Annotated in this window: 14 protein-coding genes; 7 read left to right on the forward strand and 7 right to left on the reverse strand. The window is 53.0% G+C overall.

Annotated elements, in window-relative coordinates; translation table 11 throughout:
* Nucleotides 1–407 precede the first annotated feature (407 nt).
* Nucleotides 408–1,790, forward strand: a complete 1,383-nt coding sequence (gene mpl / locus CUC53_RS04260) for a UDP-N-acetylmuramate:L-alanyl-gamma-D-glutamyl-meso-diaminopimelate ligase (protein ID WP_100293003.1) — start codon at nt 408–410, stop codon at nt 1,788–1,790.
* Entirely contained in the window at nt 1,787–2,398 is a 612-nt protein-coding gene (locus tag CUC53_RS04265; RefSeq protein WP_100293004.1) for a flavin prenyltransferase UbiX, read from the forward strand. Before mpl ends, CUC53_RS04265 begins: the two co-directional genes overlap by 4 nt.
* 74 nt (nt 2,399–2,472) lie before the next feature.
* Here CUC53_RS04265 and CUC53_RS04270 read toward each other — a convergent pair whose 3' ends face one another.
* On the reverse strand, nt 2,473–3,087 hold the full coding sequence (locus CUC53_RS04270) for a TetR/AcrR family transcriptional regulator (protein ID WP_100293005.1): 615 nt from the start codon (nt 3,085–3,087) through the stop codon (nt 2,473–2,475).
* Between the two features lie 194 nt (nt 3,088–3,281).
* Here CUC53_RS04270 and hpt point away from each other — a divergent pair, with 194 nt between their 5' ends.
* The 3 genes from hpt to CUC53_RS04285 all read left to right on the forward strand — a co-directional run bounded on the left by hpt (nt 3,282) and on the right by CUC53_RS04285 (nt 5,581).
* Nucleotides 3,282–3,812 (forward strand): hypoxanthine phosphoribosyltransferase, encoded by a 531-nt coding sequence (gene hpt, locus CUC53_RS04275; RefSeq protein WP_100293006.1) that lies wholly within the window; start codon nt 3,282–3,284, stop codon nt 3,810–3,812.
* 81 nt (nt 3,813–3,893) lie between these two features.
* On the forward strand, nt 3,894–4,811 hold the full coding sequence (locus CUC53_RS04280; protein ID WP_100293007.1) for an ABC transporter ATP-binding protein: 918 nt from the start codon (nt 3,894–3,896) through the stop codon (nt 4,809–4,811).
* A complete protein-coding gene (locus CUC53_RS04285; RefSeq protein ID WP_100293008.1) occupies nt 4,808–5,581 on the forward strand; it encodes an ABC transporter permease in 774 nt (257 codons plus the stop codon). Before CUC53_RS04280 ends, CUC53_RS04285 begins: the two co-directional genes overlap by 4 nt.
* Nucleotides 5,582–5,652: 71 nt before the next feature.
* Here the strand turns inward: CUC53_RS04285 and panC are convergent, their stop codons facing one another.
* The 5 genes from panC to gluQRS all read right to left on the reverse strand — a co-directional run bounded on the left by panC (nt 5,653) and on the right by gluQRS (nt 10,602).
* Nucleotides 5,653–6,513 (reverse strand): pantoate--beta-alanine ligase, encoded by an 861-nt coding sequence (panC, locus tag CUC53_RS04290; RefSeq protein ID WP_100293009.1) that lies wholly within the window; start codon nt 6,511–6,513, stop codon nt 5,653–5,655.
* Nucleotides 6,514–6,679: 166 nt separating this feature from the next.
* The gene (panB, locus tag CUC53_RS04295) at nt 6,680–7,474 is read right to left on the reverse strand and encodes a 3-methyl-2-oxobutanoate hydroxymethyltransferase (protein ID WP_100293010.1); all 795 of its coding nucleotides are present in this window, start codon (nt 7,472–7,474) and stop codon (nt 6,680–6,682) included.
* Complete coding sequence (folK, locus tag CUC53_RS04300) at nt 7,471–7,980, reverse strand: 2-amino-4-hydroxy-6-hydroxymethyldihydropteridine diphosphokinase (protein ID WP_100293011.1); 510 nt, start codon at nt 7,978–7,980, stop codon at nt 7,471–7,473. The genes panB and folK overlap by 4 nt, the downstream gene beginning before the upstream one ends.
* Nucleotides 7,981–7,991: 11 nt before the next feature.
* The gene (pcnB, locus tag CUC53_RS04305; protein ID WP_100293012.1) at nt 7,992–9,452 is read right to left on the reverse strand and encodes a polynucleotide adenylyltransferase PcnB; all 1,461 of its coding nucleotides are present in this window, start codon (nt 9,450–9,452) and stop codon (nt 7,992–7,994) included.
* Nucleotides 9,453–9,681: 229 nt separating this feature from the next.
* On the reverse strand, nt 9,682–10,602 hold the full coding sequence (gluQRS, locus tag CUC53_RS04310) for a tRNA glutamyl-Q(34) synthetase GluQRS (protein WP_100293013.1): 921 nt from the start codon (nt 10,600–10,602) through the stop codon (nt 9,682–9,684).
* Nucleotides 10,603–10,891: 289 nt separating this feature from the next.
* On the opposite strand from gluQRS, the gene mscK reads away from it, so the two are divergent.
* Entirely contained in the window at nt 10,892–14,200 is a 3,309-nt protein-coding gene (gene mscK, locus CUC53_RS04315; RefSeq protein WP_100293014.1) for a mechanosensitive channel MscK, read from the forward strand.
* 205 nt (nt 14,201–14,405) lie between these two features.
* Here the strand turns inward: mscK and CUC53_RS04320 are convergent, their stop codons facing one another.
* A complete protein-coding gene (locus tag CUC53_RS04320; RefSeq protein ID WP_100293015.1) occupies nt 14,406–15,020 on the reverse strand; it encodes an HAD family hydrolase in 615 nt (204 codons plus the stop codon).
* 321 nt (nt 15,021–15,341) lie between these two features.
* On the opposite strand from CUC53_RS04320, the gene CUC53_RS04325 reads away from it, so the two are divergent.
* Nucleotides 15,342–16,517, forward strand: coding sequence for a chorismate mutase (locus CUC53_RS04325; protein WP_100293016.1), 1,176 nt, complete (start codon nt 15,342–15,344; stop codon nt 16,515–16,517).
* Nucleotides 16,518–16,605: the final 88 nt, after the last annotated feature.

Here is a 16,605-nt window from a genome sequence, read left to right on the forward strand (position 1 = left end):
CCGAAATTAATCAGCTCAAGACGACGGCCCCTAGGGTTGTTTTACTTGCCACGTTGGTGTCGCGTAGCGCTCGAGATCCTCACGTACTTCATTGATGCTGCGTTTTTTGCGCGCTATTACGTGACCATATTGACTGCGCCAATGACTCCTACTGGGATAGGCGCTAAAGATGGCCTGTCAGCGTCACTTCGGTCGCCATCATTTGATCGTAAACAACACGCTGGGTGAATCGTTTGCACTCGGATCAGGGCCAAGATAGCAAGGCAACTCGTGCGGATGAGCGAGTCGTTGTCTGCCAATCGCGCGGCAAAGCAACGCAGAATGACGCGAGAGACGATGAGGCTGCTTGTACCGCTATGGTAACACCCCCTAAAATGGCCACTCCCTTTACTGCGAAAGGAAGCGGTATGCATATTCACATTCTCGGGATCTGCGGCACCTTTATGGGTGGTCTGGCGGTGTTGGCAAAACAGCTTGGTTACCGGGTGACCGGTTCGGATGCCAATGTCTATCCCCCGATGAGTACCCAGCTTGAGCAACAGGGCATCGAACTGACCGAAGGCTATCACCCCTCCCAACTCGATCCAGCGCCGGATCTGGTGGTGATCGGCAACGCCATGAGCCGCGGCAACCCCTGTGTTGAATATGTGCTGGACCGCAATCTGCCCTATATCTCCGGCCCCCAGTGGCTGCTGGAGCATGTGCTGCAAGATCGCTGGGTACTGGCCGTTGCCGGCACCCACGGCAAGACCACCACCGCCAGCATGCTGGCCTGGGTGCTGGAGTACGCCAAGCTGGAGCCCGGTTTCCTGATTGGCGGCGTGCCGGGCAACTTCCCGGTCTCCGCCCGTCTCGGCTCTGCCCCCTTCTTTGTCATCGAAGCGGACGAGTATGACTGCGCCTTCTTCGACAAGCGCTCCAAATTCGTTCACTACCACCCACGCACCCTGGTGATGAACAATCTGGAGTTCGACCACGCGGACATCTTCCCAGATCTCGCTGCCATCCAGCGCCAGTTCCACCACCTGATGCGCACCGTGCCGAGCAACGGCCGGGTGCTGTTCCCGCAAGCCGATGACAACCTCACCGCCGTGCGCAAGATGGGTTGCTGGAGCGAAGTGGAGCTGGTAGGTCAGGACGACGCCAAGTGGAAGGCAGTCAAGCTAGCCGATGATGGCTCCGCTTTTGAGGTGTGGCTGGATGGCGAAAAACAGGGTGAGGTGCACTGGGAGTGCATCGGTGAGCACAACGTCAACAACGGTCTGATGGCCATCGCTGCCGCCCGCCATGCCGGTGTCATGGTGGAGCATGGCATCGCTGCCCTCTGCCAGTTCACATCTCCCAAGCGGCGGATGGAACTCAAAGGGACAGTGGCTGGTATCAGCGTCTATGACGACTTTGCCCACCACCACACCGCCATCGAAACTACCCTCAGCGGCCTGCGTGCCAAGGTCAATAAGGTGGGAGAAAAAGCCCGTATTCTGGCAGTGCTGGAGCCGCGCTCCAACACCATGAAACTCGGGGTGCACAAGGAGGAATTAGCTGGCTGTTTTGCGAGTGCCGACGAGGTGTTCTTCTTCCAGCCGCCTAATATCGGCTGGGATCTCGGTGAAGTGACCGCCCAGATGACCCGACCCGCCAAGGTGTTCAACGATCTGGAGACCCTGATCAATCGGCTGGTGGCCGAGAGCCGTGATGGCGATCATATTCTGATCATGAGCAACGGCGGCTTCGGTGGCATTCACGACAAACTGATCGCCCGCCTCAAGGATTACCACGGCCAACTATGAACAAAGCGATCACCCTAGCGCTGACCGGCGCCTCTGGCGCCCCCTACGCCCTGCGCCTGCTCCAGTGTCTGGTGCAGGCGGACTATCGGGTCTACCTGCTCGCCTCCTCGGCGGCTCGCGTGGTACTCAAGACCGAGCAGCAGCAGGATTGGCCCGGCTCGCCGAAAGAGCTCTCAGCCTATCTCTGTCGCCAATATGGCGCCAAGGAGGGGCAAATTGTGGCTTGCGGCAAGGAGGAGTGGTTCTCGCCGGTGGCCTCCGGTTCGGCCGCACCTAAACAAATGGTGGTCTGCCCCTGCTCCATGGGCACCGTCTCGGCCATTGCCAATGGCACCTCGGACAACCTACTGGAGCGGGCAGCAGACGTGGTGCTCAAGGAGCAGCGTGGCCAGCTGATTCTGGTGCCCCGCGAGAGCCCCTTCTCGGCAATTCATCTGGAAAACATGCTGAAACTGGCGCGGCTTGGAGTGACCATTATGCCCGCAGCGCCTGGGTTCTATCATGAGCCGAAAAGCATCGAGGATCTGGTGGACTTTATGGTCGCCCGCATCCTCGACCATCTGGGGGTGGATCATCAGCTAACCCGCCGTTGGGGTTATGGCCACTAAACGGTTATCTGCCCTGTCTTGCCGATAAAAAACAGCGCCACTCAAAGAGTGGCGCTGTTTTAAGTCAAATAGTATCAGCGAGTCTGGATCGGCGCGGTGACGTACTTGAACAGGAACTCGGTGACCTCTTCCCGTGATGGGCGGTCGGGCTGGTTGATCATCTGCATCATCACATAGCCAAACCCTGTTAAAGAGCGGGCGAGGTCTTCTGCGGTCAGCACACTGTGGATCTCGCCTGCGTCCATGGCAGCCTGCAGCTGCTTAGCAATGATCTCAAGAGATTGCTCTAGCAATTTGGCATAACGAGGCCACACTTCTTCGCGGACCGATGAACTCCACTCCAGCCAAATGCCAGCGTGATCGGGCTTCTCATAGGCGGTGCAGACTAAGAGGCTGACATGACGATGGATTTTGTCGTGGATCGTGCCTCGTAAGTTGTAGGCTTCAGCGAGCATCTGCTTCATGAAGTGTTCTATTTCGGCTAACACTTCATCGACCAGCTCTTCACGGGTGTTGAAATAGTTGAACACCGTTGCCACTGATACTTTGGCTTGTTCAGCAATTTCAGCGTGGCCTGCACGGCCGATCCCGCGGCGGGAGAACACTTCGATGGCACATTCCATCAATTGATTGCGACGGGCTTCCGGCGATAGCCGGGTCCGGCGTCTTATTTCTGCGCGTGGTTCCATGGTTTTTATCATCTTATGGTTATCGTGTTTATAGTGTTGTGACTAATCACATCTGAGTGCCTGCTAATTCTATCAATTAAAATAAGCTGATAAAAGCGCCACGTTGCGCTAGCACCTCGGAATGTGAGTGGTACAATCAGCTGTTTTGACGTCTATGAACCGCCAAGACCTACTTGGCTTTACCGGAGTATGTGATGAAACACACAGTTGAGGTGATGATTTCTGAGGCCGACGTCTCAGCTCGGATCGCCAAATTAGGTGAAGAGATCACCGCTCGTTATCAGGGTTCTGATGAAGTTGTGATGATTGGTTTGCTGCGTGGCTCCTGTGTCTTTTTGGCGGATCTCTGCCGCCAATGTCAGCTGCCAGTGACCTTAGATTTTATGACGGCGTCGAGCTACGGTGCGGGCATGCACAGCAGTCGTGACGTGCGCATCCTCAAAGATCTGGATGACGACATCAAGGGTAAAGATGTGGTGATCGTCGAAGACATCATCGACACCGGCTACACCCTCAACAAGGTGCGCGAGATCCTCTCCTTGCGCGATCCTAAGTCGCTTGCGATTTGCACCCTACTCGACAAACCATCTCGCCGTGAAGTGCAAGTCCCAGTGGATTGGATTGGTTTCGCTATTCCTGATGAGTTTGTGGTCGGCTGTGGCATCGACTATGCCCAGCAGTATCGTAACCTACCCTTTATCGGTAAAGTTGTGCCACAAGGGTAAGTACGGATCATAGATGGATAGGTGAGGCGGCCTTGGCCGCCTTTTCTGTATCAAGACGGGTTCAGCCAGTTAGAGGTTGCAATGAACGCGCTAGAAATCAGTGGCCTGAAAAAGACCTATCAGGGGGGCGTTGAAGCCCTTAAAGGCATCGAACTGACCGTCAAACAGGGGGACTTTTTCGCCCTGCTCGGTCCCAACGGGGCGGGTAAATCCACCACCATTGGCGTGATCAGCTCATTAGTGAATAAGAGCGCTGGCAAGGTAAAGGTGTTTGGCTATGACATCGACACTGAGCTGGAACAGGCCAAGGCACAGTTAGGGTTGGTGCCACAGGAGTTCAATTTCAGCCAGTTTGAGAAGGTGATCCAGATTGTCACCCATCAGGCCGGCTTCTACGGTGTGCCGAAAGCAGAAGCAACCATTCGTGCCGAGAAGTACCTGCGCCAGCTCGATCTGTGGGAGAAGCGCGATATGCCGGCTCGCACCCTCTCCGGTGGTATGAAGCGCCGCTTGATGATCGCCCGCGCCTTGATGCACGAACCCAAACTGCTGATCCTCGATGAGCCGACCGCTGGAGTCGATATCGAGATCCGCCGCTCTATGTGGAGCTTCCTTCAGGAGCTCAACGAGCAAGGGGTGACCATTATCCTCACCACCCACTATTTGGAAGAGGCGGAGATGCTCTGCCGCAACATCGGTATTATCGACAAGGGACGCCTGATCGAGCATACCAGCATGAAGAACCTGCTGGGCAAACTGGGCCGCGAAACCTTCCTGCTCGATCTTGCTCCGGGTTCTGCCACGCCAGTCGTGCCAGCGTTCAACGGCCGGATGCCGGATGAACGTACCCTAGAAGTAGAACTGGACAAAAGCCAATCTCTTAATCAGTTGTTTGAGCAGTTGTCGAGCCAGCAGGTGCAGGTACTGAGTATGCGCAACAAGGCTAACCGGCTGGAAGAGCTGTTTGTCAGCTTGGTCGAGGAGGGGAGAAAAGCATGAGCTTGAGCATTTATTACATCGCTTTCAAGAGTATTCTGGCCAAGGAGGTGAGCCGCTTTACTCGGATCTGGATCCAGACCCTGGTGCCGCCCGCCATCACCATGAGCCTCTACTTTGTCATTTTTGGCAACCTGATCGGCTCGCGCATCGGTGACATGGGGGGCTTCACCTACATGGAGTTCATCGTGCCCGGCCTTATCATGATGTCGGTCATCACCAACTCCTACTCTAACGTTGCCTCCTCTTTCTTTAGCGCTAAATTCCAGCGCAACGTGGAGGAGTTGCTGGTGGCACCGGTGCCTAACTACGTCATCATCGCCGGCTATGTGGGTGGCGGCGTAGCCCGTGGTCTCTGCGTTGGCCTCATTGTCACTCTGGTATCGCTGTTCTTTGTGCCGCTCCAGGTCCATCACCTGTTTAGTGTCTGTGTGACCGTGCTGCTGACCGCCATCCTCTTTTCACTGGCTGGCCTTATCAACGCGGTATTTGCCAAAACCTTCGACGATATCAGCATCATCCCCACCTTCGTGCTGACGCCGCTCACTTATCTGGGCGGGGTGTTTTACTCCATCAGCCTGCTGCCCCCTTTCTGGCAGGGTGCTTCTCAGGTGAATCCCATTATCTATATGGTGAATGCCTTCCGTTACGGCTTTCTGGGGATTTCAGATGTGCCTCTTAGCACCTCTTATCTCATCATCATGGGGTTTATTGCGGTGTTTTATGGCTTGGCATGGTGGCTGATTTCGCGGGGAACCGGATTACGTCACTGATCAGTGCGAGATGCAATAACAAACGAGAAACGGGGCGTCCAGTGGGCGCCCCGTTTATTGATGCTCACCGCTTACGCGGTTGTGCTTAATGTGACGACTCGGTTGTCGATCAGCCGCGCTTTTCCCAGATAAGCGGCCATTAAGATCACCAGTTGCTGGCTCTGCTCCGTAGCGGCTTCCAGCGTGGTCGCATCGACAATGTCGATGGCATCGGTGCGAAATCCAGCGTTGTCGAGGCGCTGGCTAGCCTGCGCCACCAAGGATGGTAGGTGGCGATCTCCCCCTTCAATCTGCTCGGCAAGCCAGTTCATGGTGCGGGCTAGCTCGGGAGCCAGTAACCGTTCGGCGTGACTAAGATAGCCATTGCGCGATGACAGTGCCAAACCATCTGGCGCACGGACCGTAGGGACGCCAAGGATCTCAATGGGCATCGCCATGTCGGTGACCATTTTGCGGATCAGTGCCAGCTGTTGATAATCCTTTTCGCCAAAGCAGGCGACATCTGGCTGCACCAGATTGAACAACTTGGTCACTACCGTGCTGACGCCGCGAAAATGGCCTGGGCGCAATGCCCCTTCCAGCAGACTAGATAGCCCCGGTACGTCAACGAAGGTGTGGCTGGCCAGCCCCTGTGGATAGATGATCTCGGGAGTAGGGGTAAAGACCATGTTGACCCCCTCGGCTTCCAGCGCATGACAATCTTGTTCTAATGTGCGCGGATAGTTAGCGAGATCGTCGGCGTTATCGAACTGCATTGGGTTGACGAAGATACTGACCACGACCTGATCAGCATGGCGCTTAGCGTTCTGGACTAAGGTCAGGTGACCTTGATGCAGATTCCCCATGGTGGGCACGAATGCGATAGTTTGGCCTGCACGGCGCCAACGGTTTATCTGTTCACGCAACGCGGTGGGATGGTTAACGATCAACATCAGCAGTTTACCTTTAGCTAGATCAAACGAAGAGAGAAAGCCGTACTCTTGATCGGCTTGGTTAACCGATATGACGCCATGGGCGCATTATATATGGGTCAAATCGGCTGCTACGGGAAGGCAAAACGGGGGCATGCCCCCGTTTTGCGCTGGATCAGAGATGGCGTCAGCTAAAGCAGTGTTCGGGGCCAGGAAAGCTCCCCTCACTGACTTGCTGCACGTAGAGGCGTACGGCAGCGCGCATATCGCCAGTCTCAGCCAAGAAGTTTTTAGTAAATTTGGGCACGTAACCGGAGGTAATCCCAAAAGCGTCGTGCATCACCAGAATTTGGCCATCGGTGGTAGGGCCAGCTCCAATCCCGATCACAGGGATCCGCAGCGCTTTGGTGATCCGCTCGGCTAACGCAGTGGGCACACACTCCAGCACCAATAACTGGATGCCAGCATCTTGCAGGCAAAGCGCTTGGCGGTAGATCTCTTGCGCTTGAAACTCGTCACGGCCCTGCACTTTGAAGCCACCAAATACATGGACCGATTGCGGGGTGAGGCCTAGGTGGCCACACACAGGCACCCCATTACGTGTCAGATGGCGAATGGTATCGCATAGCCAGTCACCGCCTTCTACTTTGACCATGCGCGCACCGGCGGCCATTAAGCGGGCGGCGTTTTGATAGGTTTGCTCAGGAGTGGCATAGCTCATAAATGGCATATCGGTGACCACCAGCGCCTGAGTGGTGCCACGGGCGACACAGCGGGTGTGATAGGTCATCTCATCCATCGTGACCGCTAAGGTATCGCTGCCGCCTTGCAGCACCATGCCCAGTGAATCACCAATCAGCAACACATGGGCGCCCTCATCGTCAAACAACTTGGCAAAGGTGGCATCATAGGCGGTGATCGCCGTGAATTTTTGGCCATCCTGCTTCATTTTTAGCAGCGTAGCGGTAGTGATAGTGCTCATAGGGTCTCCTGTTCGTCTGCACTGGGGGCAATGATGACAAGATCATTGGGTGGGCAACGTGCGATCAGTTGAGCAATCGGCGTGCCGCAAGGCAGTATCAGCGTAGGGGCAATCTCGGCCAAAGGATGCAGTACAAATGCCCGATCTTTCATGCCGTAGTGGGGAACGGTAAGCCGCTCATGGGCAATGGTTTGGTTGCCATAGAGCAGCAGGTCAAGATCCAACGTTCTCGGCCCCCAGCGCTCATCTTTGCGTACACGTCCCTGCTCCAACTCGATTTTTTGTAATTGATCCAGTAGCGCAAGGGGGGTGAGCCGAGTATTGAGCCGAGCCACGGCATTGACGTAATCCGGTTGGTCAGCAGGCCCCATGGGGCGGCTGCTATAAAACGACGACGCCTCCATCAGCACAGATTCCGGCAATCTTGTTAGGGTGGCGACGGCGCGACGAGCCTGACCCAGCGGGTCAGACAGGTTGGAACCAATGGCGATGAAGACCTCGGTCATCACGTCTGTTGTCATTCGGCTACTTTCGGTTTACGGCGACGGGGGCGACGACGGTTGCTGCTGCGCTTCTCGCCATCGTTGCTACGGGCCTCACCGGGCCGCTCACTGCTTGCTGGGCGACGGGTCGCTTCCCGCTGCAGCTGTGGCCGCACCTCTGGATGGGAGGTGACATAACGCTCCCACCAGCTTGCAAGCTCACCAAGACCCCGTTCGACTCGGTTTCGTAGCAGCAGGAAATCGTAGGCCGCGCGAAACTTCGGGTGCTCCATGGCGCGTTCTGGGTGGCGACCTTGGCGCCGAGTCAGGCGCTGTTGCAGGGCCCAAATATCACGTACATCGGTAGTAAAACGGCGGGGTACCGCGATGATCCGTACTTGGCTATCTAACACTTCGTTAATGGCCAGCATGAACGCATCATACCAAGGCAGCCCACTTTCGTTTTCAAGTTCTCGGCCACGGGCTTCGACACATCCCCACAGCAAGGTGGCATAGAGGAAGGCCGGATTAACCCGCTTCTCCTCAAAGACTCGGCGATCGGTATCAATCAGTGCCTGCTCGATAAACTGCTCATAGGGTGAGCTTCCATGTGGGGTGAAGTGGGCCGCCACTTGGGGAAACAGCTGCTGAAACAGGCCATATTCGCGTAGCAATGTGTAGGTGGCCAAGCCATCGCCAGCCAAAAACAGTTTGAGGGTCTCCTCAAATAGACGGGCCGGTGGAATGTCTTGTAAGAGTGGCGCCAACAGACTGATGGGGGCCGCAGTGCGCGGGCTGATGGTCATCTCCAGCTTGGCCGCAAAACGCACCGCCCGCAGCATCCGTACGGGGTCTTCACGGTAGCGGGTTTCAGGATCGCCAATTAGCTCTAATTTACGCTCGGCTAAATCGTCGAGCCCCCCCTCAAAGTCGTGCAGGGTAAAATCCTTAACGCTGTAGTAGAGGGCGTTGACCGTAAAATCGCGCCGCTCGGCATCCTCTTCGATGGTGCCGTACACGTTGTCGCGCAGCAGCATGCCTTCGTCAGATTGAGCCGACACATGCTTGCTGGTATTGACTTGATGGTGATGACCACGGAAGGTAGCCACCTCAATGACATCACGACCAAACACGATGTGAGCCAAGCGAAACCGGCGACCGATCAGGCGGCAGTTGCTGAACAAGGCTTTTATCTGCTCCGGTGTGGCATTGGTTGCAATGTCGAAATCTTTTGGCCTTCTGCCTAAGAGCAGGTCTCTGACCCCACCGCCGACGAGATAAGCATCATAGCCGCCTTTATTGAGGCGATAGAGAACCTTGAGTGCATTCTCGCTGATCTCTTTGCGCGAGATGGCGTGCTGATCACGGCTTAAGGTGCGATGTGACTCCGCTACGTGGGGGTGGTTGGGCGACTCCACCGGCTGCTCGCCGTCTTCCTTACCGAGCATCTTGCGGCAAAAGTTTGCGATATGGGAAAGAATGGTACACCTCTTCATGACTTCTAAATTGACGGGAGGCCAAAAAATAGCGGCCTATGATAGCTCAGGGCTGACCAAATGAAAAATCGTGAGCACCTTTACCTTTGGATTCAGGTTGGTGGCGTGTTGGCATGAGTGCGCAGGCTACTGTTTTTGTTAACTCACGTCGCGGTCTTTGTCCCAACACCCCATTTGCTGCCTCGTTGGTCCCGCGTTCTCATCCGGCAGGGAAGATGGCAGGTGCAGGTCATGGGGCCATGTGGGCGGAGATGGGAACCCGTGTCAGTTGCCAATGATCAAGCGCCCAGCCCAAGATCTCCGTGGGCTGGCAACTGACTAATTCATGAGGAGGACACTGGCCGAGAAAGTGCAATGCTTGCAACAGAGTTGGCCTGATCTCATCTAGGGTCAGCGCGGGGGCATGATTTTGTTTAGAGAGTTTGCTGCCATCGGCCTGTATCGCTAATGGCAAATGAACCCAGTTTGGCGGCTTGACCGCGAGCGTTTGGTAGAGCGCAATTTGGCGTACGGTTGGCTCAAGTAGATCTGCGCCGCGCACCACCTCGGTGATGCCACTGTCCATATCGTCCACGACTACCGCCAAGTTATAAGCGTAGAGCCCATCGCGGCGACGAATAATAAAGTCCTCTTGCGCCAGCTCGCTAGGCACCGTGATGTTGCCTTGTAACCCATCATCGAACTGGTAAACCGGGTGGTGTTGGCGTAGTCGCGCGGCACATCCCAACGATGGTCTGGCCAATTGACGACAATGGCCGTTATAAAAACCGCCGCTCGCTATGACGTCACGTCGAGTACAGTTGCACCAGTACAGTGCCCCAGCCTGATAGAGTTGATCGATGATCTCGTCATAACGTTGATGGCGTTGGCTTTGATAGATGACCTCCCCATCCCAGTGCAGGCCATATTTTTCCAACGTGTGCAGGATCAGGGCTGATGCCCCCGGCATCTCTCGGGGCGGATCGATATCCTCGATACGTACCAGCCAGTGCCCGTGTTGAGCTTTAGCCTGTAAAAAACTCCCAAGTGCTGCAATCAGCGAACCAAAATGGAGCGGGCCTGAAGGGGAGGGGGCAAAGCGACCGACATAACAACGAGACTGGGATTGTGGTGGAAGAGTCACAGCTATAACGTTCAATAGAGAGTGCATCGAGGCTGCATTTTGGATCTCGCCTGCTCAAAGCTCAATAAGTATCGAACGGCTGTTTTATGCAACCCCACTCGTCTGGCATCATCACTCAGTAGGCTAATTCCCTCGGCTGCGCTGAGCGACAACCTGAGGTTTCATATTACCAAAGAAGTGTGAGTGGATGAGAGAGACTTTCGCGTTGCAGAGTCTCTCCCCCTGCTACCTTTTTTCTGCTCGGTGTTAGAATCGAAGAAAAGTTAGTATTAATACAGCAACTCTCCTAATTCATTACGCATCATCCGGACGTTTTATGCTCTCAATACCTTTGCCAAGAGCCACTGCCACGTGGTGGTTACTACTGTGCCTATTTGTCTGCACTGTCGCATCATCGGCGATGGCGCAAGATGTGCCACAACGAGCTACTGTTCAACGCCAATTGGATAATTTAGGAAAGTCAGACACCTTGACGGTCAACCAGCAAGCTGATCAGAAGCTATTGACCGACACCCTTGATCTGCTAGACAGCATCGAGCGAGAAAATGCTAAAGCTAAAAATCAAAAACAACTCATTCGAGAATTGCCGAACGAACTGCAAAAAATCAGCAACAAGCTCGCACGCCTTAGCAAGATAGAGCAGACCGAACAGCTCAAAAATGAATACGCCAGAATGTCCCTGGAAGAGTTAGACAACCTTCAATCGGCAGTACTGAGCAACATTCAGGATGCACAAGAAGCACTCGGCACCCTCAGCAGCCAGCTCACCAACCTGCAGACATTACCAGAACGAGCACAAAGTACGATGAGCCGTGCTTACCAGCGCAGTCAGGAAATCCGGACTCGCTTAAATAATGGCGATGGAGTAAGCAACGCTGAGAAGATGAAGTTGAATACCGAGCAAAGTCTGCTTGAGCTACAACTTGCCTATTTGCAAAGGCAGTTAGATAACCGTACCAGTATGCAAGACCTCGCCGTAGAACAGCGAGACTATCAACGCACTCGGCTAACCAGTGAGGAACTCAAACTCCAGCTCATACAAGAACAGAGCAGTGCCAAACGCTTAGGGGATACCGAAAGAACGGCCGAGCAAACCGGTGAGCTGGTCGCAGCCAAAGATAGCCCTCTGGTACAACGAGAGCAGGAGATCAACCATCAACTCAGCCAACAACTGGTTGGCGCTACGGCAGCACTGAACACCCTAGTACAAAAGAATCTGCAAGCTAAAAGTTGGTTAGAGCGCGGCACCCAGACTGAACGTAACTTAAACGAGCAGGTCCAGATGCTAAAAGGAAATCTGTTACTTTCCCGCATCCTGTACAAGCTCTACCAACAACTAGAAACAGCCCCGACCACGGCCGTCAAAAATCTGGAAGAACAAATTGCTGATCTGCATTTGGCCCAATTTGAACTAAGCCAACAACGAGACCAGTTGTTTCAGAAAAACCAATACCTCACTCAATTAATTGAAAACAATCCTGAGCCTGTGAGTCCAGAAGATAGAGCCAGTTTAGAAAAGCTACTCGATACTCGAGTTAACCTGCTCGATCAGCTAAACCGCCAAATGGATAGCCAACTCACTAATGCCATCAGCTTGCAATTGACACAGCAACAGCTGAGTCGAGTTTATGAATCCATCGAATTTACCCTTCAACAGCACATTTTTTGGGTCAGCAGCAACAAGCCTATCGATGGTAAATGGTTTATGAGTTGGCCCAACTTGGCTTATAAACAGTCTGCAGAATGGGTTCTCAAAACAGACTCTAAAGAGTGGCGAAGTGAATTAGTGGGGATCACTTTTCTAGAACTCCCTTTGCTGCTGTTGGGAGGGTTGCTGTTATGGAAACGCAACATACTGATTGAGCGTCAAAAGAAAATCGTGAAAGATCTTGGACGGTTTCGCCAAGATAGCCAATGGCACACGCCACGTGCGCTGTTCTTTACCCTATTACAACGCTTGCCGGGCTGCTTATTTATTCTGACAACAGGCCTGCTATTTACCTATTGCGGTTTACTCAGCCCTAAGCTGATTGTGCAAATCACCATCAATCTAGCGCTTGGCTATCTGGTTTTCAGTCTATATCTCAGCGTTATGCATGTAGGAGGTATCGCCGAGAGCCATTTCCGAATGTCGAAAATGGAATTGCAGACAAAATACAGCAGCATGCGTTATCTGTGGCTGCCACTCTTACCGCTCATCATGCTATCAACACGAGCTATCGTTGAGCCATCAACCTTAGGCAATGATGTGATTGGCCAAGCACTTACCATGATTCTGCTGGCTGTGATGTGCTACTTGATATTCCCCATCTGCCGCGCACGAATTAAAGGAGGGACGAGTCTTCAGCAATCGTTCATCGCTATCGCCCTCGTACTCACCCCAGTTACCCTGATTATGCTGGTGGTCTTGGGTTACTATTACACAGCACTCAAGCTGACTGGTCGACTACTTGAGTCCTTCTACATCATTCTTATTTGGCATCTCATCTACCGTGCAGCCTTGCGCGGGTTGGAGTTAGCAGCACGCCGCCTAGCCTACCGCAGGGCTGTTGCAAAGCGTGAGCATAAGTCTCATGAAGATGCCGAAGGAGGTGAATCTATCGAAGAGCACCCGATGGACCTAGAAGAGGTGAGCCAGCAGTCACTCAGACTGACCCGCACCGTTTTACTGTTGATATTTGGTGCCGCGTTCTACTGGCTCTGGTCTGATCTAATTGCAGTTTTCTCCTACCTCGACAGCATTGTACTGTGGCAAAAAAGCGTCGGAAGCGGTACCAGTGCCGTGCTCTATCCTATCAGTCTGAGCGACGTGCTAACGGCCATCTTCATGCTAGGCGCCGCGTGGTCGCTTGCGCGAAATTTGCCAGGTTTACTGGAGGTACTGGTACTTTCAAAACTGCATCTAGCGCAAGGCACGGCATATGCAATCACCACCATGCTTAATTATGTACTGATAGGTGTCAGTACTCTTACCGCTCTCTCTTTGATGGGAATGCAGTGGGATAAATTGCAGTGGCTCGCCGCAGGCCTAACCGTCGGTATCGGTTTTGGCTTGCAAGAGGTGGTCGGTAACTTTGTCTCAGGCATCATTATCCTGTTCGAACGACCTGTGAGGATTGGTGACACTGTCACGATCGGCACGTTTTCTGGGACCGTCTCCAAGATCCGTATTCGCGCTACTACCATTACTGATTTTGACCGTAAAGAGGTCATTATTCCCAACAAAGTACTGATGACAGAGAGGTTAATAAACTGGTCGTTAACAGACACTGTCACCCGTGTGATTGTTCGAGTCGGGGTTGCCTATGGATCTGATTTGGAGCTGACTCGTACCTTGCTCAAACAGGCTGCGGACGAAAATAGCAGAGTGCTGAAAGATCCCGCACCTATCGTCTTCTTCCTCACGTTTGGAGCAAGCACTTTAGATCATGAGCTGCGATTCTTCGTGAGTGAACTAGGCGATCGCAATCCGGCGATAGACGAATTAAATCGCAAAATCGATCAGCTATTTCGTGAGCACGGTATCGATATTTCTTTCAATCAAGTGGATGTCTACATTAAAAACTTACCTGATGGTTCCGAGCTGCCATTAACGATATCAAAACCATTAAGCACGGGGGATTAAATAAACCTCGGCGTGATTTACAAATCCGCTAGCAAAATGCGGCTTCCCACGCCCCGAGTGACCACGACGCTCGGGGCTATTAACCGTCAAGCTAATAATGCTCAATTTGTTTATCACGCTAACATGCAACATGGCCCCTTATTCTCTGCACCATGCCGCTTAACCTCCATCCCACTTACAACGCACTTGAGATGCTCCACTCTATCTAGGGCATGTGGTCTGGCGTAGGTAAATGGTTCAACAAGGTTAAATGGTGACGACAGTCTGCTGCATTAGTGAAGACAAACCCTTCCATCCCCAGTGCCTGTGCGGCGCTCACATTATCTACACTGTCGTCAATAAATAAGCACTCTTGGGCCTGCAGGTCGAATGAGGTGAGCAGATAGCGATAGATGTCGGACTCAGGCTTCATCATCCGCACCCGAGCGGACACAACTTTACCACTAAAAAAACGCCAAAAAGTATGATGCTGTTCTAACCAATCGATGCTGCCATGACCCATGTTGGAGAGGGCATATAACCGATGGCCGGCACTATGTAGTTCTGCTAGTAGATCTAACATCGCAGGATCAGGGAGCAGTGAAGGTGGAACGGCCTGCAAGATGGCTAAATTCTCGGCATAGCTCAACCCTGTTCTGACCTCTGCTTGACGCGCCATGGTCTGTAGTGACAGCGTGCCCCGATCAACATCGAGCCAATCTTGATGACTAAATAATTGTTGAGCGAGTAATGCCGCTCCCGCTTGACCACGTACAGCACTGACAATCGAGGCGGGGTCCCAACTCACAATAACCCGCCCTAGATCAAAAATTATCACCATCACTGTTGCTCCTATTCGTAATCCATTACGTCACTCATGGATAACATGCCCTATAGACTTGATCCGTTACCCAGCTCCCATGTCAATCATTGGGCAAGTTTTACTTGCATCAAAACCATAAATCCCTTAATGGTTATGGCCTTATCTTGAGGTTCTCATTATGACGCCAACGTTTTTTATCGTTTTTTCGTTTATTCATACCCTCTAGGGGCTGTAAGCGACGTCATATGAAGCGCTTTCTGAACTAGCAAAGACGAATCGAGCCTCCCGTTATCGGAGGTTTTTTATTTATATCAACAATTTATTCTACAGGATCCCCTCATGGCTACGCTCGACGAGATCAGACAAGACATCACCCAGTTAGATCAGGAGCTACTTGCCCTACTGGCAAAACGCAAGGGGCTCAGTATCGAGGTTGCCCGTGCTAAACAGGCGAATCCTCGCCCAATCCGCGATCATCAACGTGAGCAGGAACTACTGGTGGCCTTGATCCAAAAAGGACGAGTGCTTGGGCTAGATGCGCAATACATCACTCAGATCTATCACACCATCATCGAAGATTCGGTGCTCTCCCAACAAGCTTATCTGCAGAGCTTACTTAATCCACAGCAGCAAGAGCCGATGACCAGCGTGGCTTATCTTGGACCACGGGGTTCTTACTCCAGCCTAGCGGCACGTAAGTATCTGGCCCGTTATAAAGACCAAGTCATAGAGGTTAACTGCCAGAATTTTCGCGAAATTTTAGATGTTGTAGAGTCTGGCCGTGCGGCATTTGGGGTATTGCCCATTGAAAACACCAGCTCAGGCTCGGTCAACGAAGTGTATGATGTGATGCAACATACCAGCCTCTCTATTGTCGGCGAGCTTACTTACCCTATCGAGCACTGCATCCTCACCGCTGTGCCCACTGAGCTAAACCGTATCAAAATCTTATATGCGCATCCCCAGCCTCTGGTGCAGTGTTCTCATTATCTGAGCAAGTTGGAAGGGGTTCGTCATGAAATATGCGACTCGTCCTCCAGCGCCATGATGAAGGTGAAAGAATTGGCCAGCCCAGATGCTGCCGCTATTGGCAGCGCTGCAGGTGGCGAGCTCTATGGCCTGCATGTACTGGCCGAGCAACTGGCTAATCAAAAAGAGAATTACAGCCGCTTTATTGTGGTTGCCCGCAAACCGATCGATGTAGTACCACAAATCCCAGCAAAAACAACTCTCATTATGTCGACCTCGCAACAACCCGGTTCGCTAGTAGAAGCCCTGCTGGTACTGCGTAACCACGATATCAATATGACCAAGCTGGAGTCCCGCCCAGTGCAAGGCAATCCATGGGAAGAGATGTTTTATCTGGATGTCTCTGCCAACCTACAAACTCCCGAGATGCAAGCCGCATTGGTAGAGCTGACCAACATCACCCGCTATATCAAGATTCTTGGTTGCTATCCAAGTGAGGATGTCAAGCCAACCACAGTTCCTCCGGTTCTGATGGGTAACATGTAAAGCCCATCAATGGCAGCTCGTTAGATGAGATGCTGAAAATCGTTGCTGTCATGCTCTTAAAATGAAACAGCCCCTCTGTAAGAGAGGG

This window comes from Aeromonas cavernicola (assembly GCF_002795305.1).
Lineage (GTDB): Bacteria > Pseudomonadota > Gammaproteobacteria > Enterobacterales > Aeromonadaceae > Aeromonas > Aeromonas cavernicola.